At 60.6% G+C, this 24,907-nt stretch carries 27 protein-coding genes and 1 tRNA gene; 18 read left to right on the top strand and 10 right to left on the bottom strand.

Going from position 1 to position 24,907, the window contains the following annotated elements; genetic code table 11:
• Positions 1-169 precede the first annotated feature (169 nt).
• Positions 170-766: a phosphonate metabolism protein/1,5-bisphosphokinase (PRPP-forming) PhnN gene (gene phnN / locus I5S59_RS08590; protein WP_197876231.1), complete on the top strand. Its 597-nt coding sequence runs from the start codon at positions 170-172 to the stop codon at positions 764-766.
• 8 nt (positions 767-774) lie between these two features.
• Here the strand turns inward: phnN and I5S59_RS08585 are convergent, their stop codons facing one another.
• Entirely contained in the window at positions 775-993 is a 219-nt protein-coding gene (locus I5S59_RS08585) for a hypothetical protein (RefSeq protein WP_197876230.1), read from the bottom strand.
• A 304-nt stretch (positions 994-1,297) separates the two neighbouring features.
• On the opposite strand from I5S59_RS08585, the gene I5S59_RS08580 reads away from it, so the two are divergent.
• From I5S59_RS08580 to I5S59_RS08570, 3 genes are all read left to right on the top strand, one after another.
• A tRNA-Arg gene (locus I5S59_RS08580) sits at positions 1,298-1,374 on the top strand.
• 238 nt (positions 1,375-1,612) lie between these two features.
• The gene (locus I5S59_RS08575; RefSeq protein ID WP_197876229.1) at positions 1,613-3,319 is read left to right on the top strand and encodes a hypothetical protein; all 1,707 of its coding nucleotides are present in this window, start codon (positions 1,613-1,615) and stop codon (positions 3,317-3,319) included.
• A 154-nt stretch (positions 3,320-3,473) separates the two neighbouring features.
• Positions 3,474-4,487 (top strand): diguanylate cyclase domain-containing protein, encoded by a 1,014-nt coding sequence (locus I5S59_RS08570; RefSeq protein WP_197876228.1) that lies wholly within the window; start codon positions 3,474-3,476, stop codon positions 4,485-4,487.
• 56 nt (positions 4,488-4,543) lie between these two features.
• On the opposite strand, the gene lpdA is transcribed toward I5S59_RS08570, so the two are convergent.
• From lpdA to I5S59_RS08550, 4 genes are read right to left on the bottom strand one after another with little or no spacing between them, the layout of a single operon-like run.
• Positions 4,544-5,929, bottom strand: coding sequence for a dihydrolipoyl dehydrogenase (lpdA, locus tag I5S59_RS08565; RefSeq protein WP_197876227.1), 1,386 nt, complete (start codon positions 5,927-5,929; stop codon positions 4,544-4,546).
• A gap of 2 nt (positions 5,930-5,931) precedes the next feature.
• Complete coding sequence (locus tag I5S59_RS08560) at positions 5,932-7,233, bottom strand: dihydrolipoamide acetyltransferase family protein (RefSeq protein ID WP_197876226.1); 1,302 nt, start codon at positions 7,231-7,233, stop codon at positions 5,932-5,934.
• Entirely contained in the window at positions 7,234-8,292 is a 1,059-nt protein-coding gene (locus I5S59_RS08555; RefSeq protein WP_197876225.1) for an alpha-ketoacid dehydrogenase subunit beta, read from the bottom strand.
• 1 nt (position 8,293) lies between these two features.
• Positions 8,294-9,526 carry a 3-methyl-2-oxobutanoate dehydrogenase (2-methylpropanoyl-transferring) subunit alpha gene (locus I5S59_RS08550; RefSeq protein ID WP_197876224.1) on the bottom strand — a complete coding sequence of 411 codons (1,233 nt, stop codon included), beginning with the start codon at positions 9,524-9,526 and terminating at the stop codon, positions 8,294-8,296.
• A 202-nt stretch (positions 9,527-9,728) separates the two neighbouring features.
• On the opposite strand from I5S59_RS08550, the gene bkdR reads away from it, so the two are divergent.
• The 3 genes from bkdR (at position 9,729) to I5S59_RS08535 (ending at position 13,197) form a co-directional block, all read left to right on the top strand.
• Positions 9,729-10,214 carry a Bkd operon transcriptional regulator BkdR gene (bkdR, locus tag I5S59_RS08545; RefSeq protein ID WP_128324305.1) on the top strand — a complete coding sequence of 162 codons (486 nt, stop codon included), beginning with the start codon at positions 9,729-9,731 and terminating at the stop codon, positions 10,212-10,214.
• A 228-nt stretch (positions 10,215-10,442) separates the two neighbouring features.
• Positions 10,443-11,684 (top strand): glutamine synthetase family protein, encoded by a 1,242-nt coding sequence (locus tag I5S59_RS08540; RefSeq protein WP_197876268.1) that lies wholly within the window; start codon positions 10,443-10,445, stop codon positions 11,682-11,684.
• 172 nt (positions 11,685-11,856) lie between these two features.
• Positions 11,857-13,197, top strand: a complete 1,341-nt coding sequence (locus I5S59_RS08535) for an MFS transporter (protein ID WP_197876223.1) — start codon at positions 11,857-11,859, stop codon at positions 13,195-13,197.
• A 154-nt stretch (positions 13,198-13,351) separates the two neighbouring features.
• On the opposite strand, the gene I5S59_RS08530 is transcribed toward I5S59_RS08535, so the two are convergent.
• The 4 genes from I5S59_RS08530 to flgA form a co-directional block, all read right to left on the bottom strand.
• Positions 13,352-14,095 (bottom strand): flagellar brake protein, encoded by a 744-nt coding sequence (locus I5S59_RS08530; protein ID WP_128324308.1) that lies wholly within the window; start codon positions 14,093-14,095, stop codon positions 13,352-13,354.
• Positions 14,096-14,175: 80 nt separating this feature from the next.
• Positions 14,176-14,643 (bottom strand): flagella synthesis protein FlgN, encoded by a 468-nt coding sequence (locus I5S59_RS08525; protein ID WP_197876222.1) that lies wholly within the window; start codon positions 14,641-14,643, stop codon positions 14,176-14,178.
• Positions 14,644-14,688: 45 nt separating this feature from the next.
• Entirely contained in the window at positions 14,689-15,003 is a 315-nt protein-coding gene (gene flgM, locus I5S59_RS08520; RefSeq protein ID WP_197876221.1) for a flagellar biosynthesis anti-sigma factor FlgM, read from the bottom strand.
• A 166-nt stretch (positions 15,004-15,169) separates the two neighbouring features.
• The gene (flgA, locus tag I5S59_RS08515) at positions 15,170-15,922 is read right to left on the bottom strand and encodes a flagellar basal body P-ring formation chaperone FlgA (RefSeq protein ID WP_197876220.1); all 753 of its coding nucleotides are present in this window, start codon (positions 15,920-15,922) and stop codon (positions 15,170-15,172) included.
• A 69-nt stretch (positions 15,923-15,991) separates the two neighbouring features.
• Here flgA and I5S59_RS08510 point away from each other — a divergent pair, with 69 nt between their 5' ends.
• Both I5S59_RS08510 and cheR read left to right on the top strand, forming a co-directional pair.
• Positions 15,992-16,921, top strand: coding sequence for a chemotaxis protein CheV (locus tag I5S59_RS08510; protein WP_128324312.1), 930 nt, complete (start codon positions 15,992-15,994; stop codon positions 16,919-16,921).
• Positions 16,922-16,972: 51 nt separating this feature from the next.
• A complete protein-coding gene (gene cheR / locus I5S59_RS08505) occupies positions 16,973-17,800 on the top strand; it encodes a protein-glutamate O-methyltransferase CheR (RefSeq protein WP_128324313.1) in 828 nt (275 codons plus the stop codon).
• On the opposite strand, the gene I5S59_RS08500 is transcribed toward cheR, so the two are convergent.
• Entirely contained in the window at positions 17,781-18,083 is a 303-nt protein-coding gene (locus I5S59_RS08500; protein WP_197876219.1) for a hypothetical protein, read from the bottom strand. The genes cheR and I5S59_RS08500 overlap by 20 nt on opposite strands.
• On the opposite strand from I5S59_RS08500, the gene flgB reads away from it, so the two are divergent.
• The 9 genes from flgB (at position 18,048) to I5S59_RS08455 (ending at position 24,897) form a co-directional block, all read left to right on the top strand.
• On the top strand, positions 18,048-18,455 hold the full coding sequence (gene flgB, locus I5S59_RS08495; RefSeq protein WP_128324314.1) for a flagellar basal body rod protein FlgB: 408 nt from the start codon (positions 18,048-18,050) through the stop codon (positions 18,453-18,455). The two genes, I5S59_RS08500 and flgB, sit on opposite strands and share 36 nt — an antisense overlap.
• Positions 18,456-18,458: 3 nt before the next feature.
• Positions 18,459-18,902, top strand: coding sequence for a flagellar basal body rod protein FlgC (gene flgC / locus I5S59_RS08490; protein WP_128324315.1), 444 nt, complete (start codon positions 18,459-18,461; stop codon positions 18,900-18,902).
• Between the two features lie 15 nt (positions 18,903-18,917).
• Positions 18,918-19,646, top strand: a complete 729-nt coding sequence (flgD, locus tag I5S59_RS08485) for a flagellar hook assembly protein FlgD (RefSeq protein ID WP_128324316.1) — start codon at positions 18,918-18,920, stop codon at positions 19,644-19,646.
• Between the two features lie 30 nt (positions 19,647-19,676).
• Positions 19,677-21,002 carry a flagellar hook protein FlgE gene (flgE, locus tag I5S59_RS08480; RefSeq protein WP_197876218.1) on the top strand — a complete coding sequence of 442 codons (1,326 nt, stop codon included), beginning with the start codon at positions 19,677-19,679 and terminating at the stop codon, positions 21,000-21,002.
• A 72-nt stretch (positions 21,003-21,074) separates the two neighbouring features.
• Entirely contained in the window at positions 21,075-21,263 is a 189-nt protein-coding gene (locus I5S59_RS08475) for a hypothetical protein (RefSeq protein ID WP_197876217.1), read from the top strand.
• A gap of 190 nt (positions 21,264-21,453) precedes the next feature.
• A complete protein-coding gene (gene flgF, locus I5S59_RS08470) occupies positions 21,454-22,194 on the top strand; it encodes a flagellar basal-body rod protein FlgF (RefSeq protein ID WP_128324319.1) in 741 nt (246 codons plus the stop codon).
• Between the two features lie 45 nt (positions 22,195-22,239).
• On the top strand, positions 22,240-23,025 hold the full coding sequence (gene flgG, locus I5S59_RS08465; protein ID WP_128324320.1) for a flagellar basal-body rod protein FlgG: 786 nt from the start codon (positions 22,240-22,242) through the stop codon (positions 23,023-23,025).
• Between the two features lie 54 nt (positions 23,026-23,079).
• A complete protein-coding gene (gene flgH, locus I5S59_RS08460; protein WP_197876216.1) occupies positions 23,080-23,775 on the top strand; it encodes a flagellar basal body L-ring protein FlgH in 696 nt (231 codons plus the stop codon).
• A 12-nt stretch (positions 23,776-23,787) separates the two neighbouring features.
• Entirely contained in the window at positions 23,788-24,897 is a 1,110-nt protein-coding gene (locus tag I5S59_RS08455) for a flagellar basal body P-ring protein FlgI (protein ID WP_128324322.1), read from the top strand.
• The last annotated feature ends 10 nt before the right edge of the window (positions 24,898-24,907 follow it).

Below are 24,907 nucleotides of genomic sequence, written 5' to 3'. Positions count from 1 at the left end.
AGGCGATTTGCCAGTACCAATTATCAGAAATGAGCACTGGTTTGAAAAGTTTTCATTTCTTCGTTTGGCACGTGAACAGAACCTCCGCCATCCGCAATGGGTAACAGGCGAAAACAGCGGGGAAAGTGTCTAGAATGCGCAGGCTTTCCTTCAACTGAGCATAGTGGCTATGCAGCATGACGCAAGCGTCGCGCCCGATTCTAGCGCCTCTGGGCGATTGATCTATTTGATGGGGCCTTCCGGTTCCGGCAAGGATTCATTGATAGAGGCTGCCCGTGCCACGCTCGAGCAGCACAACGTCATGGTGGCTCGACGTGTTATCACCCGTTCGGCCGAAGCCAAGGGCGAAGATGCCGTGGGTGTTTCAGGCGAGCGCTTCGAGCAGCTGTGTGCCGAGGGCGCCTTTGCCTTGCACTGGCGGGCCAACGGTCTGGCGTATGGCATACCGGAGCAGATCGACGGTTGGTTGAAGCAGGGCAGGGCGGTGCTGGTCAACGGCTCCCGTGCGCATTTGCCTGAAGCGCGCCAGCGTTACCCAGACCTGCTGCCAGTGCTATTGGCTGTCGAGCCGCAGGTGCTGCGTCAGCGCTTGCTCGCGCGTGGCCGCGAGAGCCTGGAGGACATCGAGCAGCGTCTGGCACGTAGTCAACAGCTGTCAGTAATGGATGATGGCGTACACGTACTGGATAATTCCGGCCGGCTCGACGATGCCGTGGCGCGGCTGCTCGACCTGCTGCGTGATCAGGGCGTGGTTGTCAGCCCGTAACATTCCTCTCAGAACACCAGCCTTCCTTGAGAAGCAGCAGGCAAGCGCTGGGCTGGCAACGTGGTGGCGGTCGCTTTACTGCTGGCGTCGTCGAGTACTGTCAGTTGTGCAGGGGTTGCGCTGATCCTGTGAACCTGTGGCGTTGGCGTCATGCTTTGCGGCTGAAAGATAAGGCCCAGCAAAGCGGTCAGTGCCAGGGCATTGAGCAAGAGCAGCGTGCGGTTCATCTGGCGTACTCCACAAGTGTAAAGGCGGTAGCCGGGCGTTTTTTAGAGAGTGGAGTGCATGCTGCATGCCAGTCGAGCTGCCTGCTTTTCTCTATTTTAATCAAATGGTTATATTCAGATTGAGGTGACGGGGCCGTGCACTCTGCAATGATGGCTCACTGCCTTGTTGCAAAATGCACGATGGCCTTCAGCGGGTGGGAAAAAGCCACAGTCAAAAAGCCCCACGGATGACATGACAAATGCCGACGTGCTGGTTAACATGCACGCCGTCCTCCGTCGTGCAGCGCCCGTTGCCGACACCTGTGTCTCAGTAGCTCAATTGGATAGAGCATCCCCCTCCTAAGGGGAAGGTTGGCAGTTCGAACCTGCCCTGGGACACCATATCAATCTACTCAAGTGGGCAAATGGGCACTGACGTGCTCGCAATCGCTTTTGCTTGTTTCTTGTCTTCACGACCATCTCGTCAGGGTTACTTGGCCGCTGGCCTGGACGAACGCTTGACGCTCCCCCGTTCGTAGCTTTACTTGATTAATGAAGGACCTGAAAAGTAACCAGTTTTCCCGAGTCGCAGTCCGGGTGGTATCCGTGTGCGAGTTCACTTGTTCTCGGGAGACCCACCATGCCCAACAGTGCTGATGTGTTGTGGTTCAAGACGCAGTTTCAAGCCCTGATCACCCCCCGCCTTGCAGGCGTGCCGTTCACCGTCGATTTCATTGCAGCGATTGCCTGCCAGGAAACCGGGCATGTCTGGTCGGTTCTGCGTAACAAATCAATGACGATCAAACAGATTCTTGCCTTGTGCGTGGGAGACACGCTGGACGCTGATAAAGGGCGATCGGCATTTCCCGGGAACAAGTCGGACTTGCTGGCGGCGCCCCGTGGCGACGAAATGTTCGCTTTGGCCCACCAGGCGCTGATCGATATGGCCGTGCATATCCCCGAGTTTGCCGCAGTGGCCAAGAGACCGAACAAGTTCTGTCATGGCTTTGGCATGTTTCAGCGCGATCTGCAGTTTTTCAAAACCGACCCCGATTACTTCCTTGACCGGCGCTACGAGCATTTTGATGAAACCCTGAGCATGTGCATTGGCGAGCTCTCGCGGGGTTTGAAGAAGCTTGGCTTCCAGGGACGCTCTGAGCTGACGACCCAAGAACTGGCCGCTGTCGCCATTGCCTATAACACGGGGGGCTTCAATCCTAAGAAAGGACTCCAGCAAGGCCATTTTGATGGCAAGCACTTCTATGGTGAGAAGATCTTTGATTTCATCCGCCTGGCACAAACTGTCGCCCTGCCAGGCGCTACACCAGAACTCGTGGCGCCGGCAGCCGGCCTGGCGTTGATGCCGGCAGCCAGCCCGGTTAGCGCGCAAGGTGACTTCTTCAGGGTCGACACGCGCGAGGGCATGCTGCGGGTGCGCAGCGCACCCAGCATCAGTAACCCGGCACAAGCCAACGTCATTGGTCATTTACCGGACGGGCATCCTGTGCGAGCGGTTGCCAGCAAAGCCCAGAACGGCTTTCGTGAAATAGAAACGTCGCTGGCGGGCGCACTGTTGCACGGCTTTGTCTCGCAGAAGTTTCTGGTTGCAGCATCGGAAGTTCAGGATATCCCTGTCATGGCGCCTGCCGACTCACCGCCGGTCACTGGCGTGGTGGCGGTATCAATGCCGAGAAAGCCCGGGCGGGTGACCAAACGAACGGACGCGGCGGGTGCTCATTCCTTGAACGAGTCTGGCCAGCCGACACGACATGGCACGACGCCGGACGCGTTGCGGGCAGAGCTTGCCGCCATCATCAAGTGGCTGGCTGTGGACAATCCTTCCCACACACGCTATCAGCCGCATAATGGCCTGACGTTCTGCAATATCTACTGTCACGATTATTGTCATTTGGCAGGGGTATACCTGCCGCGCGTCTGGTGGACATCCAGGGCTGCCATTGCGCTTGCCAAGGGCAACCCGGTAGAGCCCCTGATCGGCGACACGATCTTCGAGATGCGCGCTAACGATCTGTTTCGCTGGTTACGGGATTTTGGTCCCGACTTTGGCTGGCGCCAGACCGGGACGCTGAGCAAGCTCCAGCAAGTTGCCGACCAGGGCGGCATAGGTTTGATTGTGGCCAGGCGCAAGGAAGAGGGGAAGTCAGGGCATATTGTCGTGGTCGTTCCCGAAACCCCTGAGTTCAGCGCCACCCGCAGCGCTGCAGGTGAAGTGACTTCGCCCTTGCAGAGCCAGGCGGGTGCCAGCAATTTTCGCTATGGCACTGGCAGGGCAAACTGGTGGAAGGGCGAGCAGTTTGCCGAAAGTGCATTCTGGGTGCATGCCTGATCGAACCGAGTCTCAAGCCGGCTGGCCAACAGCGCTTAAGGTTCTACGCTATGAAGGGGGCGGGTCGTGGCGGCCCTGTCAGCGCCAATTCAAAGCGCAAGGCAGCGTCAAGGCAAGGCTGGGATGCCGTCGTCGAGGACAAGGGAGAAAGTCCATGAGTCAAGCACCTGAATCGGCAGTACCGAAGGTTCCGTACGTAACGTTTGAGCACGCTCAATTGCAAACCCTGCTCGATCTCATCAGCGACGGTATCTGGGACTGGAATGCCAACACCGGTTATGTCTACCGCAACCCGGGTTGGTACGCGATGCTCGGTTATGCCCATCATTCGCTGGATAACTCGGTGTTCACCTGGGAAAGCGTCATCCACCCTGATGACTACCCGCGGGTGATGGAGCACTTCGAGGCCTATATCACGCAGTGTGCAGAGCAGTATCGGGTGCAGTACCGCTGCAAGTGTCAGGACGGCAGTTATCTGTGGATAGAAGACAGCGGCCATATCATCGCGCGTAACCCGGATGGTTCGGTGGCACGCATGCTCGGTGCCCACCGCAACATCGACGCCAGCAAGCGTTTGCTCGAACAGTTGAAACAGCAGAACCTGTCGCTGGAAGCATTGGTTGCCGAGCGCACCCGTGAGCTGTCGTGGGTCAACGAGCAGTTGCAGCGCCAGCTCGACGAGAACCGTGACCTGGCCGAGCGCGATGCGCTGACCCTGATCGCCAACCGGTACCGTCTGGAAAAAGTCCTGCTGCAGGAGTGCGAGCGGGCCCGGCGCTTTCGCCATCCGCTGTCGCTTGTGGTCATGGACATCGACGACTTCAAACCGGTCAATGACCGTTACGGTCATGCCTGTGGGGATGCGGCACTGATCGACGTGGTTGAGCGTATCAAGGGCTGCCTGGGCGCAGGCGAGTTGTTGGCACGGTGGGGCGGCGACGAATTTGTCGTGGTGATGCCGCAGGCGCCGCTGACGAAGGCGCGAGCGCTGGCTGAGCGTATCAGTGGGGCCATGCAGCAAGCGCTGCCGGTGGGCGAGACGCGTCTGACCTTGAGCATCGGCATTGTGCAGTTAGCGGAGGGGGAAGCACAGGCGGGGTTGTTGGCACGTGCAGATCAAGCCTTGTACCGGGCCAAGGCGGCCGGCAAGCAGTTCATCAGCGAGTAAAAAGGACCCGCTGCGCCGTGCAGCGGGTCAAAATCGGCCGCAGCCGCTTCAGTGTTCTACAGGTGCAGGGCGTGACCCAGTGCGCGCAGTGCCGCTTCCTGGACCGCTTCGCCCAGGGTTGGATGCGCATGGATGGTGCCTGCCACATCTTCCAGGCGTGCGCCCATTTCCAGCGACTGGGCGAACGCGGTCGACAGCTCCGAGACGCTGACGCCCACGGCCTGCCAACCGAGGATCAGGTGGTTGTCGCGACGCGCCACCACGCGGACAAAGCCGCTTTTCGATTCCAGGGTCATGGCGCGACCATTGGCGGCAAAGGGGAACTGCGACACGATGCAGTCCAGGCCTTCCTGCTCGACGTTTTCCGGTGTTTTGCCCACCACCACCAGCTCCGGGTCGGTGAAGCACACCGCGGCAATCGCGGTGGGTTCGAAACGACGGGATTTGCCGGCGATGAGCTCCGCAACCATTTCGCCCTGAGCCATGGCCCGGTGAGCGAGCATCGGTTCGCCACTGAGGTCGCCGATGGCCCAGACGTTGCGCATGCTGGTCTGGCAGCGGTCATCAATGGCGATGGCCGCACCGTTCATCTTCAGTGCCAGGCTTTCCAGGTTGAAACCCTGGGTGCGAGGCTTGCGGCCCACCGCGACCAGCACCTGGTCGGTCTCAAGCTGCAGCAACGCGCCCGCCGGGTCACGCACTTGCAGACACTGCGTGTCGGCATCGAAGCCTTCGACGCTGTGCTGAAGGTAAAGCGTTATGCCGAGCTTCTTGATCGACTCGGCCACCGGTGCAGTCAGCTCGCTGTCGTAGGTGGGCAGGATCCGCTCACGGGCCTCGACCACGCTGACCGCGACGCCCAGCTTGCGGTAGGCGATGCCCAGCTCCAGGCCGATGTAGCCACCACCAACCACCGTCAGGTGCTTGGGCAAAGCTTTGGGCGCCAGGGCTTCGGTGGACGAGATGACCGCGCCGCCCAGTGGCAGCATCGGCAACGCGACGCTGCTGGAACCGGTGGCCAGCAACAGGTGTTCGCACTGGATGCGCTGGCCATCGACATCGACGCTCTTGCCGTCGAGGATCTTCGCCCAGCCATGGATTACCTTGACCCCGTGCTTTTTCAGCAGGGCAGCGACGCCGCTGGTCAGCCGGTCAACGATGCCGTCTTTCCACGCCACACTCTGGCCGATGTCGAGGCTGGGAGGCGAAACCCTGATGCCCAGGCTTGACTGCTGGCTGTGCTGTTGGGTCTGGTGGAACTGCTCGGCAACATGGATCAGTGCCTTGGACGGAATGCAGCCGATGTTCAGGCAGGTGCCGCCGAGCGCCTGGCCCTCGACAAGAATGGTCGGGATGCCCAGTTGCCCGGCACGAATCGCCGCGACGTAGCCGCCAGGGCCGCCACCAATGATGAGCAGGGTGGTGTTAAGCGTCTGTTGCATGGTCACTCCACAAACAGGCTGGCAGGTTGTTCGAGCAGGCCGCGGATGGCCTGGATGAAGAGGGCTGCGTCCATACCGTCGACCACGCGGTGATCGAACGAGCTGGACAGGTTCATCATCTTGCGGATGACGATCTGGCCGTTGATCACCATCGGCCGTTCGACCATGCGGTTGACGCCGACGATGGCGACTTCCGGAGTATTCACCACCGGTGTCGAGACGATTCCGCCCAAGGCACCGAGGCTGGTCAGGGTGATGGTCGATCCGGACAACTCCTCACGGCTGGCCTTGTTGCCGCGCGCGGCATTGGCCAGGCGCACGATTTCGCCGGCGTTGCTCCACAGGCTGCCGGCTTCGGCATGGCGCAGCACCGGAACCATCAAGCCATTGTCACCCTGGGTGGCGATGCCGACATGCACCGCGCCGTGGCGGGTAATCACCTGGGCTTCATCGTCGTAGGTCGCGTTGATCTGGGGAAACTCGCGCAAGGCCACGACCATGGCGCGCACCAGGAATGGCAGCAGGGTGAGCTTGCCGCGGCTGTCGCCCCACTTCTTGTTCAGGTGCAGGCGCAGCTCTTCCAGGGCGGTGACGTCGATCTCTTCGACGTAGCTGAAGTGCGCGACACGGCGTTTGGCATCCTGCATGCGCTGGGCGATCTTGCGGCGCAGGCCGATGACCGGGATCTGCTCGCTGTCGGTGCGTTTGCCGTAGCCGCCCGGCGCGCTCTGGGTGCTAAGGGTCGGCTGGGTGAGAAACGCATCCAGGTCTTCATGCAGGATGCGTCCGGCCGGCCCGCTTCCGTGTACATAACGCAATTCGATACCGGCATCCAGGGCACGTTTGCGCACGGCCGGGGAGGCCAGTGGGCGCTCGTTGGCTTCGCGCGGGACGATTGGAGCGGCCTGGTGCGCGGAAGGTGCGGGTGCAGTGGGGGCGGCTACAGGTGGTGCAGCTGGCTTGGTTGCCGGTGCAGGCGTATCGACTGCGCGGGGCTCTTCGCGGGGCAAGCCCGCTCCCACAGTGGCAGCTGTGCTGGCACTGGCGTGCACGTTGCCGGCACCTTCGACTTCGATGCGAATCAGTTCGCTGCCCACCGCCATGACTTCGCCAGGCTGGCCACCCAGGGCCAATACCTTGCCGCTGACGGGGGAAGGAATTTCCACTGTGGCCTTGTCGGTCATGACATCGGCCACGACCTGGTCTTCGGTGACGGTATCGCCGACTTTGACGAACCATTCCACCAGTTCAACTTGTGCGATGCCTTCACCGATATCCGGCATCTTGATGACGTGCGTGCCCATTCAGACCTCCATGACCCGTTTCAAAGCCGCGCCCACACGTGAGGGGCCTGGGAAATACGCCCATTCCTGCGCATGCGGGTAGGGGGTGTCCCAGCCGGTAACGCGCTCGATCGGGGCTTCGAGGTGATGGAAGCAGTGTTCTTGCACCAGCGACACCAGTTCGGCGCCAAAGCCGCAGGTGCGGGTGGCTTCGTGGACCACCACGCAACGACCGGTCTTCTTCACCGAGGCGACAATGGTTTCCAGGTCCAGCGGCCACAGGCTGCGCAGGTCGATGACTTCGGCGTCGACACCGGTTTCTTCGGCGGCGACTTGCGACACGTAGACGGTGGTGCCGTAAGTGAGCACGGTTACGTCATTGCCGGGGCGGGTGATGGCGGCTTTGTCCAGCGGGACGGTGTAGTAACCGTCGGGCACGGCGCTGGTCGGGTGTTTCGACCACGGCGTCACCGGGCGGTCGTGGTGGCCGTCGAACGGGCCGTTGTAGAGGCGCTTGGGCTCAAGGAAGATGACCGGGTCGTCGTTTTCGATCGAGGCGATCAGCAGGCCTTTGGCGTCGTACGGGTTCGATGGCATCACCGTGCGCAGGCCGCACACCTGGGTGAACATCGCCTCGGGGCTCTGGCTGTGAGTCTGGCCGCCATAGATGCCACCGCCGCAAGGCATGCGCAGGGTTAGCGGAGCAACGAACTCGCCGGCGGAACGGTAGCGCAGGCGCGCCATTTCCGAGACGATCTGGTCGGAGGCCGGGTAGAAGTAGTCGGCGAACTGAATCTCCACCACCGGCCGCAGGCCGTAGGCACCCATGCCGACGGCGGTACCGACGATGCCGCTCTCGGAGATCGGTGCATCGAACACCCGCGACTTGCCGTATTTGGCCTGCAGGCCCTCGGTGCAGCGGAATACGCCGCCAAAGTAGCCTACGTCCTGGCCGTACACGACCACGTTGTCATCGCGCTCAAGCATGATGTCCATGGCCGAGCGCAGGGCCTGGATCATGGTCATCGTGGTCGTCGCCATGGCAGTTTCCAGCTGGATAGAAGTGTTGTGATCGTTCATCTCAGACCCCCAGTTCCTGGCGCTGGCGGCGCAGGTGCTCCGGCATTTCCTTGTAGACATCCTCGAACATCGAGGCCGGGCTTGGCATCTGGCCGCCGGCGAGGGTGCCGTACTGTTCGGCTTCTTTCTGCGCCTTGATGATCTCGGCCTCGAGCTCGGCGGTCACCGCCTGGTGCTCTTCTTCGGACCAGTGGCCAATGGCGATCAGGTGCTGTTTGAGCCGTGCGATCGGGTCGCCCAGCGGGAAGTGGCTCCAGTCGTCGGCCGGGCGGTACTTGGACGGGTCGTCCGACGTCGAGTGCGGGCCGGCACGGTAGGTGACCCATTCGATCAGGCTTGGGCCAAGGCCACGACGGGCGCGTTCGGCCGCCCAGCGCGAGGCCGCGTAGACGGCAATGAAGTCGTTGCCGTCTACACGCAGCGAGGCGATGCCGCAACCGACGCCGCGACCGGCGAAAGTGGTCGACTCGCCGCCGGCGATGGCCTGGAAGGTGGAGATGGCCCACTGGTTGTTGACCACGTTGAGGATCACCGGCGCGCGGTAAACGTGGGCGAAGGTCAGGGCTGTGTGAAAGTCGGATTCGGCGGTGGCGCCGTCGCCGATCCACGCCGAGGCGATTTTGGTATCGCCCTTGATCGCCGAGGCCATGGCCCAGCCGACAGCCTGGACGAACTGGGTCGCGAGGTTGCCGCTGATGGTGAAGAAACCGGCTTCGCGTACCGAGTACATGATTGGCAGCTGGCGACCCTTGAGCGGATCACGCTCGTTGGACAGCAGTTGGCAGATCATCTCCACCAGCGAGACGTCGCGGGCCATGAGGATGCTTTGCTGGCGGTAGGTAGGGAAGCACATGTCGGTGCGGTTCAGGGCCATCGCCTGGCCACTGCCGATGGCTTCTTCACCCAGGCTCTGCATGTAGAAGGACATCTTCTTCTGGCGCTGGGCGACGACCATGCGGCTGTCGAACAGGCGGGTCTTGAGCATGGTGCGCATGCCTTGGCGCAGGACGTCGGGGCCGATGTCTTCAGCCCACGGGCCGAGGGCGTTGCCTTTGTCGTCCAGCACCCGGATCAGGCTGTAGGCGATATCGGCCGTGTCGGCGGCTTCTACATCAACGGGGGGTTTACGGACCTTGCCGGCATCGTTCAGCCGCAGGTAGGAAAAGTCGGTCTGGCAGCCTGGCCGGCCGGTAGGCTCGGGCACATGCAAACGCAGGGGGGCGTACTCGTTCATGCTTTTTTACGCTCGCTCTGTCTTGTGTTTTTGTTGAGCTTTGAAGCGGTCGCTACTGAAACCCCGGCTTGTGACCAGAGAGTCAGTCTTGTCCTACATAATATTCGGGCGCCTGAAGAATATTTATCTCAAGTTCATTGCCTTTGCTTGGGCTTGCGGATAAACATTCTTTATAAAGACAAAAAACAGGTGAAATTTTCTCATGCGTAAACTGGATCGCACCGATATCGGCATTCTCAACAGCCTTCAGGAAAATGCGCGGATCACCAACGCCGAGCTCGCACGTTCGGTCAATCTGTCGCCGACACCCTGTTTCAACCGGGTAAAGGCCATGGAAGAGCTGGGCGTGATTCGCCAGCAGGTGACCCTGCTGGCGCCCGAGGTGCTGGGGCTGGACGTCAATGTGTTCATTCATGTCAGCCTCGAAAAGCAGGTGGAGCAATCCCTGCATCGTTTTGAGGAGGAGATAGCCGAGCGCCCGGAAGTCATGGAGTGCTACCTGATGACCGGAGACCCGGACTACCTGTTGCGCGTACTGCTGCCAAGCATCCAGGCGCTGGAGCGCTTTCTCGACTACCTCACGCGTCTGCCGGGTGTGGCCAATATCCGCTCGAGCTTTGCCTTGAAGCAGGTGCGCTACAAGACTGCGCTGCCGTTGCCGGCCAATGGCCTGACCTTGCCGGCCTGAGAGACGATGCCCCGTGTGTAGATAATTACGATCACCAAGGCTTTGGGTGCTTGAAATTTCGAACGGCCAATGCCTATGTTGTAGGTGTCGCCGATACCGGCATGCGAAAACAATAAGGATAGCGTCATGACGACCAGTGGCCACCGCTCTCTCGCCGAGCGATTGACGGGCATCGATGAGATCGAGTGTGTAACGCCAGACCTCAATGGCGTACCGCGCGGCAAGGTAATGACCGCCGCAGGGTTTCTCGAGGGCCGCCGTTTGCAAATGGCGCGAGGCGTGTTGTTGCAATGCATCATGGGCGGTTACCCGGCAGCGCGTTTTTACGGCAGCGATGATGGCGACCTGGCCCTGGTAGCCGATGCTCAGCACATTTATCGCCTGCCCTGGAGCGACGAGCCGCGTGCACTGGCAATTTGTGATGCGGTCGAACTGAGCGGAGCCAGCTCCGGGCTTTCCACCCGCGGGTTGCTCAAGGCGGTGATCGCCCGTTATGCGGCGCGGGGGCTGGCGCCGGTGGTGGCGACCGAGCTCGAATTCTTTGTCTTTGCCCCCAACACCGATCCCACCCAGCCGTTCCTGCCGCCCGTGGGTAGGGATGGTCGCCGCGAAGAAGGGCACTCGGCGTTCAGCGTCAGTTCCAACAACGGTCTGCGCCCTTTCTTTAATGAAGTCTACCGCTGCATGGAAGCCCTGGGCTTGCCGCGCGACACCTTCATGCATGAAATGGGCGTGAGCCAGTTCGAGATCAACCTGCTGCACGGCGATCCGCTGTTGCTGGCCGACCAGACCCTGCTGTTCAAGCACCTGCTCAAAGAGGTAGCGCTCAAGCATGGCCTCACCGTGGTGTGTATGGCCAAGCCCCTGGCCCACACACCCGGCAGCTCGATGCACATCCATCAAAGCGTGGTGGAGGTCGGCAGCGGGCGCAATGTGTTCAGTGATGACGACGGCAAGCCAACACCGGCCTTCTACCATTTCATTGGCGGCCAGCAGGCCTGCATGGCCGACTTCACGGCGCTGTTCGCACCTAACGTTAACTCCTACCAGCGGCTGTGCCATCCCTACGCCTCGCCCAACAATGCCTGCTGGTCCGAAGACAATCGTGCGGCGGGCCTGCGTATTCCGGCCAGTGCGCCGGTGGCACGCCGGGTGGAAAACCGCCTGCCGGGCGCCGATACCAACCCCTACCTGGCCATCGCCGCCAGCCTGGCGGCAGGCCTGCACGGCATCGAGCAGCAGCTTGACCCGACAGCGGCAATCCAGGGTGAGTTCGAAGTGCCCGATCATTTGAGCCTGCCGTGTACCTTGCATGCGGCCCTTGAGCGTCTGAAACGCAGCGAACTGGCGCGGGAGCTGTTCGGCAAGGAATTCATTGACGGCTACATCGCTACCAAGACGATGGAGCTGACCAGCTTCTTTGATGAAATTACCCCGTGGGAACGTCGCGTTTTGGCAGCTCAAGCGTAGTTTTGGCAACGCAGTGATCACTGCGATGGGAGATCATTGAGGCAGGTAGCAGACATTTTTCAATGAAGGTCTGCTGCCTGTTTTTTTATGCCTGGCGCCTGCAACACCGTCATTTTCACTTATGCTTTCAAGCAGTTTTTCCCACCTGTTCAAGGAGCCGTTAGGGACGCTGATGCGACAGATCTGGAAGTCTTTTCGCGCGCTGTATTTTGCCGCGCTGATGATGTTGATCGGCTCTGGCCTGTTGAGTACCTACCTGGCCTTGCGCCTGACGGCCGACCATGTCGATAGCCTGTGGGTGGGTGCACTGATGGCGGCCAACTATTTTGGTCTGGCCCTGGGTGGCAAGATCGGTCACCGGCTGATTGCCCGGGTCGGGCATATTCGCGCCTACGCCACCTGTGCCGGCATTGTCGGCGCTGCGGTGCTTGGCCATGGCCTGGTCAGCTGGCTGCCGGCGTGGGTGGTGCTGCGGGTGATTGTCGGCCTGGGGATGATGTGCCAGTACATGGTCATCGAAAGCTGGCTCAATGAGCAGGCCGACGCCAAGCAACGCGGGATGGTGTTCAGTGGCTACATGATCGCGTCCTACCTGGGGCTGGTACTTGGTCAGCTGATTCTGGTTGCGCACCCGCAACTGGGGCCTGAACTGTTGATGCTGGTGGCGATGTGTTTTGCCCTGTGCCTTGTGCCGGTGGCGTTGACCCGGCGTATTCACCCGGCACCGCTGCGACCGGCCCCCATGGAGCCGCGCTTCTTCATCAAGCGTGTGCCGCAGTCGCTGAGTACCGTGCTCGGCTCGGGGCTGATTGTCGGCTCCTTTTATGGTTTGGCGCCGCTGTATGCGGCCAAGCAGGGCTTGAGCACCGAGTACGTCGGTTTGTTCATGGGCTGCTGCATTTTCGCGGGCCTGGTCGTGCAGTGGCCGCTGGGCTGGTTATCGGACCGTTATGACCGGGCGCAGTTGATTCGCAGCGTGGCGGTGGGCCTGGCGCTGGCGGCGTTGCCGTTGGCGATCATGCCGACGGTGCCGCTGGTGGTGTTGTTTGTTGCCGGGTTTGTGGTGTCGTTGCTGCAGTTCTGCCTGTACCCCTTGGCAGTGGCATTTTCCAACGACCATGTGGAAAGTGAGCGACGGGTGTCGCTTACCGCCATGTTGCTGGTGACTTATGGTGTTGGCGCCAGTATCGGGCCGTTGGTGGCGGGGGTGCTGATGAAGATGCTGGGCACCCAGATGCTGTATGCCTTCTTCGTGTTCTTTGCCCTGGTGCTGGTCTGGCGAATTCGTCCGAAAGCCGTTACCGGGCTGCACCAGGTCGACGACGCGCCACTCAATCACGTGGCCATGCCAGCGGCGGGCTCACCGTTGTCGGCGGCACTCGACCCGCGGGTTGATGAGCAGGTTGTACAGGATCAGATGCAGGCACCAGTGGCGGCCGAAGACACCGAAGACGAAGAGGAAGACGAGGAGGGTGCCGCTGGCGAGCCGGAGGAGAAGCCGACGCCAGTGTGAGTCATGACCGCATGGCGTCGTAGGAGCGAGCGGGCGGCGCTCCGACTTGCCCGCGAAGAACGAGAACGCGGTGTATCAGCCACACTGCGGTGTCTGCTTCGCCGGAAAGCCTGGCTCCTACAGGGGAGTCAGGCATTGCGGCGAAGCCATCAACTCAATAGTCGTCTTTATCGAAACGCCGCGCTTCGCGCTGCAACTGATAGACGAAAGTTTCAATCTTGCGCTGCATCTGCCCGTTCAGGTTGTGGAAGCGCACCCCGGCAAAGGTGGTGTTGAAGCGCTCTTCAAAGTGCAGGTGGCGCAGCTCAACTTCAACCTGGGACAAGCCAAGCGGTGTGCCGGTGGCGAACTTTTCGTACACCTGGCCCAGCTGCAGGCGTTCAGTCACATCGCCTTCGAAGCGCAACTTGCAGCCGGTGGCCGAGATGTCCAGCAACTTGCCACGCAGATCACCATTGCCCTTGAGCTTGTCGCCATCGAGCTTGATGTCGACCAGCTGCGACAGCTTGAGCGCGGCACGGAAGGCATTGCGACGCTGGTGGTAGGCCACTTCGCTCGGCAAGGCACCGCGGTAGCAACGGTGGCCATCGACTTCGCTGATGGTCAGCGACGTGTTGCATTCCCACGCAATACGTACGCCATCATGAAAGCCCTCGACGCGAAACGGCTCCCCATTCTCCAGGAAGCGTTCACCGTCACGGGGGATCATTTCATCAAGCGCCAGGCGATTGCTTTCGCGGTCGACCTCGACCACATAGCTCTGGAAACGCTGGCTGCGTTCGTGGAAAGTGATGATCAGCGGGTCATGGCTCTCTTGCAGCGACCGCAAGTTGGCGGCAATTTCCAACGGCGTGGTAAGCACCTTTGGAGGCTGCGGAGCTTCTGCTTCATTGAACACGGTTAATCAATCTCCAGGCAAAAACGACACACGCAAGTAACGGCATTTTGCCAGTATGTTCTGCGCCTTGATACAGGGAATCAAGCCTGGCTGAGTGCGCGCGGCTTGGAAAGGGGGGAGGTCGACCCACGGCTGTCGTAGAGCGAAGGTGCTTCTCCGCCCATGAGGATTCTGATCTGGTTGGCGGTGGTGCTTTGCTGAAGCGTGATGGCGCGGCCATTGCGCTCGTTGATTACCTGGCAATCGGCGAGCATCTTGCCCAATGCATCGAGTTGCTGCATCAGCAGCTCACCCAGCGATGACTGGCTGGCCAGCTGTTGCGCACCTTCGCGGTCCGGGCTCAGGCCAAGGCCTGCCAGTAGCTCACTGCGCCGCCGGCCTTGCTGATCGAGGAGGAGTACCAGCGACTGCTTGCGCGCAAGAATGTCTTCAAGCAGCGGCATGTCGCGACCGTGCAGGGCAGTTGATTCGGCCTGCAGCAAATCGAGCAGTTGTTGCGCTGGAGCAAAATCGTCTTCGATCAATTGCAGCAAGGTAGTGTCGTGCATGGCTGGCTCTTTGGTTCAAGCGTCCTGAAGTCAGCGCGCCAGGGGCTAGCGCTGGGCTTCGAAATTTAGCAGTTTGCTGGCGACGCGGTTGCTGTCGACCTGGTAGCTGCCGTCGGCGATAGCCTGTTTCAACTCGGCCACACGGGCACTGTTGACAATCGGCTGGTCGCGCAGCTTATCGCTGACCTTTTGCAACTGCTGTGCCTCTTGGCTGAGGTGTACGGTTTCTCCGCTGGCGCTGCCCTGGGCGACGCTGTCGGCCTTGGTGGCTGCGGTGCTGGCGGTGTTTTCCTGGCTGTTGCCAGTACGCACGCCAGTCACTGACGGAGAACTATTCAAACGACTGATGTCGATGACCATGATCAGAAAACCTCTGGGTATATGGACGCTTGCCTTGTTTTCGGCCAACCCGAAAGAAACTTTAGGCGCAAATGCACTGCAACCTGAGCGGCACGTCTGGGCTCCCAATGGGACACAGTTTAGGAAAAGCAGTTCCTGATCGCCAGAGTTCTTGCTGATTTAGCGTTTACATGGCCACTTCCACCTGGCCTGGCCCGGTTACCCTGGCCTTGACCACCCGTTTTGAATTGAGGTTGCGCACCCGGATCTGCTCGCTCAGGCCGCCTTTGGCCAGGGCTTCGCCGGGCATGCGCACGCTCAGGCTGCCGCTGCGCGCGGTGATCACCACCTGATCGCCCTTGCGGATTACCTCGGCCTGCTCCAGGTGCTGAGGCGTCAGCACCTGGTCCATGACCGTCGGTCGGATAAGTTTCAGTCCGACGGCCTGGTCCAGGCTGCTCAGGAAACCCTGGTTGAGCGTGCCTACGTCGCGCTCGCGCAGGGCAACGTCCTGCTCGCCGACAATGCTTTCGCGCTTGAGCGGGCGGGTGACGGTCACGACATTGCGAAACAGGCGTACCTGGGCGGGCACGAACACCGTCCAAGGACCACTGCCTGCGCAACGTACCCTTACCGTAACCCGGCCCAGGGGCTGCGCAGGGCTTTCCAGGCTGGCGTCCAGCTGACGGTCACACAGGGGCATGCGCAGGCGCGGGTCGAGGGTGTTGACCTGGATTTCATAGCGTCCTTCGGTCTGGCTGCTGGCCAGGTAATCTTCGACGGTGAATTCAAGAAACCCTTGGGTGACACCGATAAGCTGTTCAGGCAAGGTGAAAGAATCAGCCAAGGGGCGGGCGCCTGGCATCATCAGGCACAGCGCAGCAAGGAAGCCGGGTAGCTGGCAGGTCAGGCGTCGGAAAAATGTCGTTTTCGTGTTCATACGATTAAAAAAAGCAAAGCGCGTGCCGACTGGGTACGTAGCCTGTAGCGTTTGGTGAAGGAGTCTGGCATGGCTGGTGTAATGGATTCGGTTAACCAGCGCACGCAATTGGTTGGACAGAATCGCCTGGAGTTGCTGTTGTTCCGCCTCAATGGCGATCAGCTCTACGGGATCAACGTGTTCAAGGTGCGGGAAGTGCTGCAATGCCCGCCCCTGACCGTGTTGCCAAAGTCCAACCCGGTAGTGCGCGGAGTCGCGAATATTCGTGGGGCAACCATCCCGATCCTCGATCTTGCGATGGCGACCGGGATGCCCGGTCTGCGTGAAGAAACAAGCAACAGTTTCGTGATCATCACCGAGTACAACACCAAGACCCAGGGTTTTCTGGTGCACTCGGTGGAGCGCATCGTCAACATGAACTGGGAAGAGATCCATCCGCCACCCAAGGGGACCGGCCGTGATCACTACCTGACGGCGGTGACCCGGGTCGACAACAAGATGGTCGAGATCATCGACGTGGAGAAGATCCTCGCCGAAGTCGCGCCGACCTCCGAGTCCATCTCGGCCGGCGTGGTGGATGCCGAGGTGCAGGACAAGGCGGTGTTGCTGCGGGTGCTGACGGTCGACGATTCGTCGGTGGCGCGCAAGCAGGTCAGCCGTTGCCTGCAGACTGTCGGGGTCGAAGTGGTGGCACTCAATGATGGCCGTCAGGCGCTCGACTACCTGCGCAAGCTGGTGGATGAAGGCAAGCGTCCGGAGGATGAATTCCTGATGATGATCTCCGATATCGAGATGCCGGAGATGGACGGCTATACCCTGACCGCCGAGATTCGCAACGACCCGCGCATGCAAAAGCTGCATATCATCCTGCATACTTCGCTTTCCGGCGTGTTCAACCAGGCGATGGTCAAGAAGGTCGGGGCGGATGACTTCCTGGCCAAATTCAAGCCAGACGACCTCGCCCAGCGCGTTGTCGATCGCATCAAGGCTACGCACTAACGGCCAGGGGCTGAGCCCCTGGCGGTTCACACGATTTAAGAGGCGGCATCATTGTCTACGGGTAATTTGGATTTCGAACAGTTCCGGGTCTTCCTGGAAAAAGCCTGTGGCATCCTGCTGGGCGAAAATAAGCAGTACCTGGTCTCCAGCCGTCTCAACAAGCTGATGGAACAGCAGGGTATCAAGTCCCTGACAGAACTGGTGCAGCGCATTCAGAGCCAGCCGCGCAGCGGCTTGCGTGAGCAGGTGGTAGATGCCATGACCACCAACGAGACGCTCTGGTTTCGCGATACCTATCCCTTCGAAGTGCTGAAGAACAAGGTGTTGCCCGAGCAGATCAAGGCCAACCCCGGTCAGCGCCTGCGTATCTGGTCGGCGGCCTGCTCCTCGGGGCAGGAGCCGTACTCGATCTCCATGGCCATCGATGAGTTCGAGCGCAGCAACATCGGCCAGCTGAAGATGGGGGCACAGATTGTCGCCACCGACCTGTCCGGCTCCATGCTCACCAACTGCAAGAGTGGCGAATATGACAGCCTGGCGATTGCCCGTGGTTTGTCCCAGGAGCGTCTGCAGCGTTACTTTGACGTGAAGGCGCCAGGGCGTTGGGCGGTCAAGGCGCCGATTCGCAGCCGTGTGGAGTTTCGCTCGTTCAACCTGCTCGACAGCTACGCAAGCCTGGGCAAGTTCGACATCGTGTTCTGCCGCAACGTGCTGATCTACTTCTCGGCGCAGGTCAAAAAAGACATCCTGCTGCGCATTCACAGCACGCTCAAGCCGGGTGGCTACCTGTTCCTCGGCGCATCAGAGGCGCTCAATGGTCTGCCTGACCATTACCAGATGGTTCAGTGCAGCCCGGGCATCATCTATCAGGCCAAATAAGCGGCAAGCTGCCTGCTGAAAGCGGCAAGTTACAAGCTGAACGCGGTGTGCTTTCCTTGCCGCTTACAGCTTCTGACTTGCCGCTTTTTTTTGCCACTTTGCTGGCGGCAGCGGAAATCCTTTGCCGCTTTTCTGGCATTGCCGCCAGCGGCAAACCCTTCGAAGCCCCATATTTACGGGGTTTTGTTTTTTGGCATGGCTCTTGCTCTAGCTCAGTCAACGAAAAACCTTCGAAGGTTTCCCCGACATGAGCATCAGCTTCGACAAAGCGCTCGGCATTCACGAAAAGGCACTGGGCTTTCGCGCCCAGCGTGCTGAAGTGCTGGCCAACAACATCGCCAACGCCGACACGCCCAACTACAAGGCGCGCGACATGGATTTCGCTTCGGTGCTGGCGGCCGAGAGCGAAAAAACCAAGACCGGCCGCTTTGCGCTGGATCGCACCAACACCCGGCATATCGATGCCGAGGGGCTGGCCATGGCCGACGATACCCTGCAGTACCGTACGCCGATGCAGCCGTCGATCGATCAGAACACCGTCGATGCCCAGCTTGAACAATCGAGCTATGCGGAGAACGCCGTGGGTTTCCAGGCCAGCTTTACGCTGCTCAACAGTAAATTCAAAGGGCTGGTATCGGCCCTGCGCGGAGAGTAAGTCATGTCCCTCGCCAGTGTCTTCAACATTGCCGGTAGCGGCATGAGTGCGCAAACCACGCGCCTGAATACCGTCGCTTCGAACATCGCCAACGCCGAAACCGTGTCGTCGAGCATCGATCAGACCTACCGTGCCCGCCATCCCGTGTTTGCCACCACGTTCCAGAACGCCCAGGCCGGCGTCAGCCAGTCGCTGTTCCAGGATCAGGATGCCGCCGGGCAGGGTGTGCAGGTGCTGGGCGTGGTGGAAGACCAGAGCAATCTGGAGGCGCGCTACGAGCCGAATCACCCGGCGGCGAACAAGGACGGTTACGTCTACTACCCGAACGTCAACGTGGTCGAGGAGATGGCGGACATGATCTCCGCCAGTCGCTCGTTCCAGACCAATGCCGAGTTGATGAACACGGCCAAGACCATGATGCAGAAGGTCCTGACCCTGGGTCAGTGATAAAGGACGAAGCCAATGGCAAGCGTTAACGACACCACCGCCGGGGTCAACCTGAACGACGTCCTCAAGGCGTCGGCCAAGACCTCCACGACCGGCACCTCTACCGGCGTTGCCTCGGCAACCAACAGTGCCACGGGCAACCAGACCCTGGGCAAGGATGCGTTCCTGCAGTTGCTGGTTACCCAGATGCGTAACCAGAACCCGCTCGATCCGCAGGACAACAGCGAGTTCGTGGCCCAGCTGGCGCAGTTCAGCAGCCTGGAAGGCATCACCTCGCTGAACGAGTCGGTGACGGCTATTTCCGGCAACTACAAATCGTCGCAAGCATTGCAGGCGTCTTCGCTGGTCGGTCGCTCGGTGATTGCCCAGACGGACAAGGCGGTGGTCGATACCACCAAGAGCTTCAACGGTTCGGTGGTTGTCCCGCAATCGCTGAGCAACGCCACTGTCACCATTACCGACAAGGACGGCAAGGTGGTCAAGACCATCGAGCTGGGTGAGCAGGCGGCCGGCAACGCTGCCTTCGTCTGGGACGGCACCAACGATGCGGGCGAGAAGGTTGACCCGGGTACCTACACCTTTGGCGCCAAAACCACCATCGATGGCAAGCAGCTGGACATGTACACCATGCTGCCTGCCACGGTCAGCAGCGTAACGATCAGTCAGACCGGCGGCGAGATGATGCTCAATCTTGCCGGCCTGGGCAGCATCGCGCTGTCCAAAGTCCAAACCATCGGTATATAGAGCCGGCTAACGCGGCACAAGGAGTGAAAGATGTCATTCAATATCGGCCTTAGCGGTCTCTATGCAGCCAACAAACAACTGGACGTGACCGGCAACAACATCGCCAACGTTGCGACCACCGGCTTCAAATCGTCGCGCGCGGAATTCGCCGACGTCTATTCGGCCAACAAGCTGGGTGTCGGCTCGCAGAGCGTAGGCAACGGCGTGCGCCTGGCCTCGGTTTCCCAGCAGTTCACCAACGGCGAAATCACCAACACCGGCAACGTGCTGGACATGGGGATTCAGGGTCAGGGCTTTTTTGTCCTGAGCGACAACGGCTCGCTGAGCTACACCCGTGCCGGTGCCTTCCAGACCAACAAGGACAACTACGTAGTGACGGCCGATGGTCTGCGCCTGCGTGGCTATGGTGTGGATGAAAACGGCAAGATCATCAACGGCGTATTGACCGACCTGAAGATCGATACCTCGGCGCTGGCGCCAAAGTCCACGACGTCGATCGACCAGGGCATCAACCTGAACTCGTCGGACAAGGTCATTCCGGGCACAGTGACCTTCAGCCCAAGCGACGACTCGACCTGGAACAAGACCTTCGCCACCAAGATCTATGACAGCCAGGGTAACGAGCACGTCATGGATCAGTACTACGTGAAGACCGACACCAACGAGTGGAAGTCCTACACCCTGATCGATGGCCGCAACCCGCTCGACCCGACCCAGGAGCCGCCGCAGGCACTGGAAGGCACCATTACCTTCAAGCCTGATGGCAGCGTCGACACCATGACTGCCGGTGCAGCAGGTTCTGGCTACGAAGTGGTGAACAAGGTCTTCAAGTTGACCGGCTGGATTCCGGCTACCGTCACCGATGCCACCACCACGCCGCCAACCTGGGGTAATAACGGCTCCGAGGCCAACGCTGGCGGCATCGCCATCGACATGACCGCGACCACCTCGTACAACACGCCGACCACGCGCCTGTCGCAAAGCCAGGACGGTTATGCCACCGGTATTCTGTCGAGCCTGAGCATCGACTCCAGTGGTGTAATGTTCGCCAGCTTCAGCAACCAGCAGTCTCGTGCCATTGGCCAGGTGGCCGTTGCCTCGTTCGCCAACGAGCAGGGCTTGCAACCAATGGGCGGTACCCGCTGGACCGAAACCTACGCCTCGGGCATTCCGGGTATCGACGCGCCGAAAACCGGCACCCTGGGCTCGATCGCTTCCAACTCGCTGGAAGCGTCCAACGTTAACCTGACCAACGAACTGGTCGAGTTGATCAAGGCGCAGAGCAACTACCAGGCAAACGCCAAGACCATCTCGACCCAGAGCACCATCATGCAGACCATCATTCAGATGACCTGATGCCGGTGTAGTGCGTTAGTGATCGACGGACCCCTTTTTCGGAAGGGGTCTTTCATTTCAGAGGGTCTGATCATGTGGCAACGATGGCTGTTGGGCGTGTGTGCCGCGCTGCTGATAACCGGGGTGAGGGCCGATGCTGCCGCCTGGTATCGCTGGGAGAGCCAGGCCGACGGGCGTCTGGTGTGCTCACAGTTTTCGCCGGGCGATGGCTGGAAGCGTTTTGCCGGTCCCTTCAACAATGCGGCATGCCGCGCCTATTGAGTGTTGCCGCTAGCGGCAAGCCGGCGCCGTAATTTCGACGGCGCTTCTTCTGTTCTGATCCGTGCGCACTGCTCGAGGCCTTGTCTGGCGGGGCTTTGCGGCGCTTGCGTAAAGTTGGTTTGAAACTTGCTTCATGCACTGCAAAGCAGCGGCGAACGGCAAGTGTTCGCCAGCGCAGGGGAGGAATACTGTGGACAAGATGCTGTACGTGGCCATGACCGGGGCCAGCCAGAACGCGCTGGCGCAAAAGGCACATGCCAACAACCTCGCGAACATTTCCACCACCGGCTTTCAGCGCGACCTGGAGCAGGCGCGTTCGATGCCGGTGTTCGGCGACAGCTTTCCGGCGCGTGCCTATGCCATGACCGAGCGCCCGGCGACAGACTTCTCGCCAGGCTCGATGCAGGAAACCGGGCGTGACCTGGACGTGGCCATCGGTGGCGACGGGTTTATCGCCGTGCAGGCGCCGGATGGCAGCGAAGCCTATGTGCGTACCGCAAGCATGAACATTGACGCCCTGGGCGTGCTGCGTGCCGGCAACGGCATGCCGGTGATGGGCAATGGCGGGCCGATCGCCGTGCCGCCGGAGCAGAAGATCGAAGTCGGTGAAGACGGCACGATCAGCATCCGTGCCATGGGTGAGGGGCCGCGGGTGATGGCTGAAGTCGACCGCATCAAGATGGTCAACCCGGACCTGAAAACCATGACCAAAGGCCTTGATGGCCTGATCCACACCACCAATGGTCAACCGGCTGCGGCTGATGCCGACGTCAAGCTGGTGTCGGGTTTTCTTGAAACCAGCAACGTCAATGCGGTCGAGGAAATGACCTCGGTGCTGGCGCTGTCCCGTCAATTCGAACTGCACATCAAAATGATGACCACGGCCAAGGAAGGCGATGAAGCCATGGCTCGGGTTTTGCAAATCGGCTAATTACACAGACGTAGCGCCGTAAAACAGGCGCGCGAGGAGAACAGCATGCTTCCGGCTCTTTGGGTCAGTAAAACAGGCTTGTCCGCCCAGGACATGAACCTGACCACCATTTCCAACAACCTGGCCAACGTTTCGACCACCGGCTTCAAACGTGATCGTGCCGAGTTCCAGGACCTGCTGTACCAGACCCGTCGCCAGGCTGGCGCCCAGTCGACCCAGGACAGCGAGCTGCCGTCGGGCCTGCAACTGGGTACCGGTGTACGCATTGTCGGCACCCAGAAGAGCTTCACCGCCGGTAGCCTGCAAACCACCGAGAACCCGCTGGACATGGCCCTCGACGGTCGTGGTTTCTTCCAGATCCTGCAGCCCGATGGCACCGTCTCCTACACCCGTGACGGTACCTTTCACCTGAACTCCGACGGCCAGATCGTTACTGCCAGCGGCTTTGCCCTGGAGCCGGCGATCGTGGTGCCGCCTGAGGCGCAAACCTTCACCGTGGGCCGTGACGGCACCGTATCGATCACCACCGCCGGCAACCCGGCATCGCAGGTCATCGGCAACATCCAGACCGCCGACTTCATCAACCCGGCCGGCCTGCAGGCCGTGGGTGGCAACCTGTTCCTGGAAACTGCCGCCAGTGGCGCGCCGCAAGTCGGTACCCCGGGCCTGAACGGCTTTGGCGTGGTGCAGCAGCAGACCCTGGAAAACTCCAACGTCAGCACCGTGGAAGAGCTGGTCAACATGATCACCACCCAGCGTGCCTACGAAATGAACTCCAAGGTCATTTCCACCGCCGACCAGATGCTCTCGTTCGTTACCCAGAACCTGTAAGTGAAGTCTTCGAGGTCGCTTTTACTGCGCCTGTTACACCGTGAGGTCAGAGTCATGAGTCGTTTGTTATCCGTACTTGCCCTGAGTGGGGTCACTGTGCTGGTCGGCTGCGTTGCGCCGACACCCAAGCCCAATGATCCGTACTACGCGCCGGTTTTGCCGCGTACACCACTGCCGGCTGCGGCCAACAACGGCTCGATCTACCAGGCGGGTTTTGATCAGAACCTGTACAGCGACCGCAAGGCATTCCGGGTGGGTGACATCATCACCATCACCCTGAATGAGAGAACCTCGGCGAGCAAGAACGCCAACTCGCAGATCGACAAGAACAGCACGGCCGACATCGGTCTGAGCTCGTTGTTCGGCTCGTCCGCCACCACCAACAACCCGTTTGGCAGTGGCGACCTGAGCCTGAGTGCCGGGTACAAGGGTGACCGCTCGACCAAGGGTGACAGCAAGGCGGCGCAGGGCAACACGTTGACCGGTTCGATCACCGTGACCGTCGCTGATGTGCTGCCCAACGGCATCATCGCCGTGCGCGGCGAGAAGTGGCTGACCCTCAACACCGGTGACGAACTGGTGCGTATCGCCGGCATGATCCGCGCCGACGACATTGCTACGGACAACACCGTCCCGTCGACGCGGGTCGCCGATGCACGCATCACTTATTCGGGAACCGGCTCGTTTGCCGATGCCAGCCAGCCGGGCTGGCTTGACCGTTTCTTCCTCAGCCCGCTTTGGCCTTTCTAGGTTCGGATGACCATGTTCAACTACAAGCAGCTGATCGCCGCCGCGCTTCTGATGTCCGCCGCCTTTGCCGCACAGGCCGAGCGCCTGAAGGACATCGCCAGCATTTCCGGCGTGCGCAGTAACCAGCTGATCGGCTACGGCCTGGTGGTGGGGCTTAACGGTACGGGTGACCAGACCACCCAGACCCCGTTCACCCTGCAGACCTTCAACAACATGCTGTCGCAGTTTGGCATCAAGGTGCCGGCGGGCTCGGGCAACGTCCAGCTCAAGAACGTCGCGGCAGTGTCGGTGCATGCCGACCTGCCGGCGTTTGCCAAGCCGGGGCAGGTGGTGGACATTACTGTGTCGTCGATCGGTAACTCCAAGAGCCTGCGCGGTGGCAGCCTGTTGATGACGCCGCTCAAGGGTATCGACGGCAACGTCTATGCGATTGCCCAGGGTAACCTGGTGGTCGGCGGCTTTGACGCCGAAGGGCGCGATGGCTCGAAAATCACCGTCAACGTCCCCTCGGCCGGCCGCATCCCGGGTGGTGCCTCGGTTGAACGTGCCGTGCCCAGTGGGTTCAACCAGGGCAACAGCCTGACCCTGAACCTCAACCGTCCGGACTTCACCACCGCCAAGCGTATCGTCGACAAGGTCAACGAACTGCTCGGCCCGGGTGTGGCGCAAGCGGTGGATGGTGGTTCGGTACGGGTGACTGCGCCGCTTGATCCAAGCCAGCGTGTCGACTACCTGTCGATCCTCGAGAACCTCGAGATCGATCCGGGCCAGGCGGTGGCCAAGGTCATCATCAACTCGCGTACCGGCACTATCGTCATTGGCCAGAACGTCAAGGTTTCGCCTGCTGCGGTTACCCACGGCAGCCTGACCGTGACCATCACCGAAGACCCGATCGTCAGCCAGCCGGGGCCGTTCTCCAACGGCCAGACTGCCGTCGTGCCTCGTTCGCGGGTCAACGCCGAGCAGGAAGCCAAGCCGATGTTCAAGTTTGGCCCGGGCACTACCCTGGATGAAATCGTCCGTGCGGTGAATCAGGTGGGCGCAGCGCCCAGTGACCTGATGGCGATTCTCGAAGCCCTGAAACAGGCCGGCGCCCTGCAAGCCGACCTGATCGTGATCTGAGGGCCGGTCG

This window comes from Pseudomonas alkylphenolica, assembly GCF_016009175.1.
Classification (GTDB): Bacteria; Pseudomonadota; Gammaproteobacteria; order Pseudomonadales; family Pseudomonadaceae; genus Aquipseudomonas; species Aquipseudomonas alkylphenolica_B.
The sequence above is the reverse complement of the archived record's forward strand: the minus strand, read 5'-3'. Positions and strand labels throughout refer to the sequence as shown.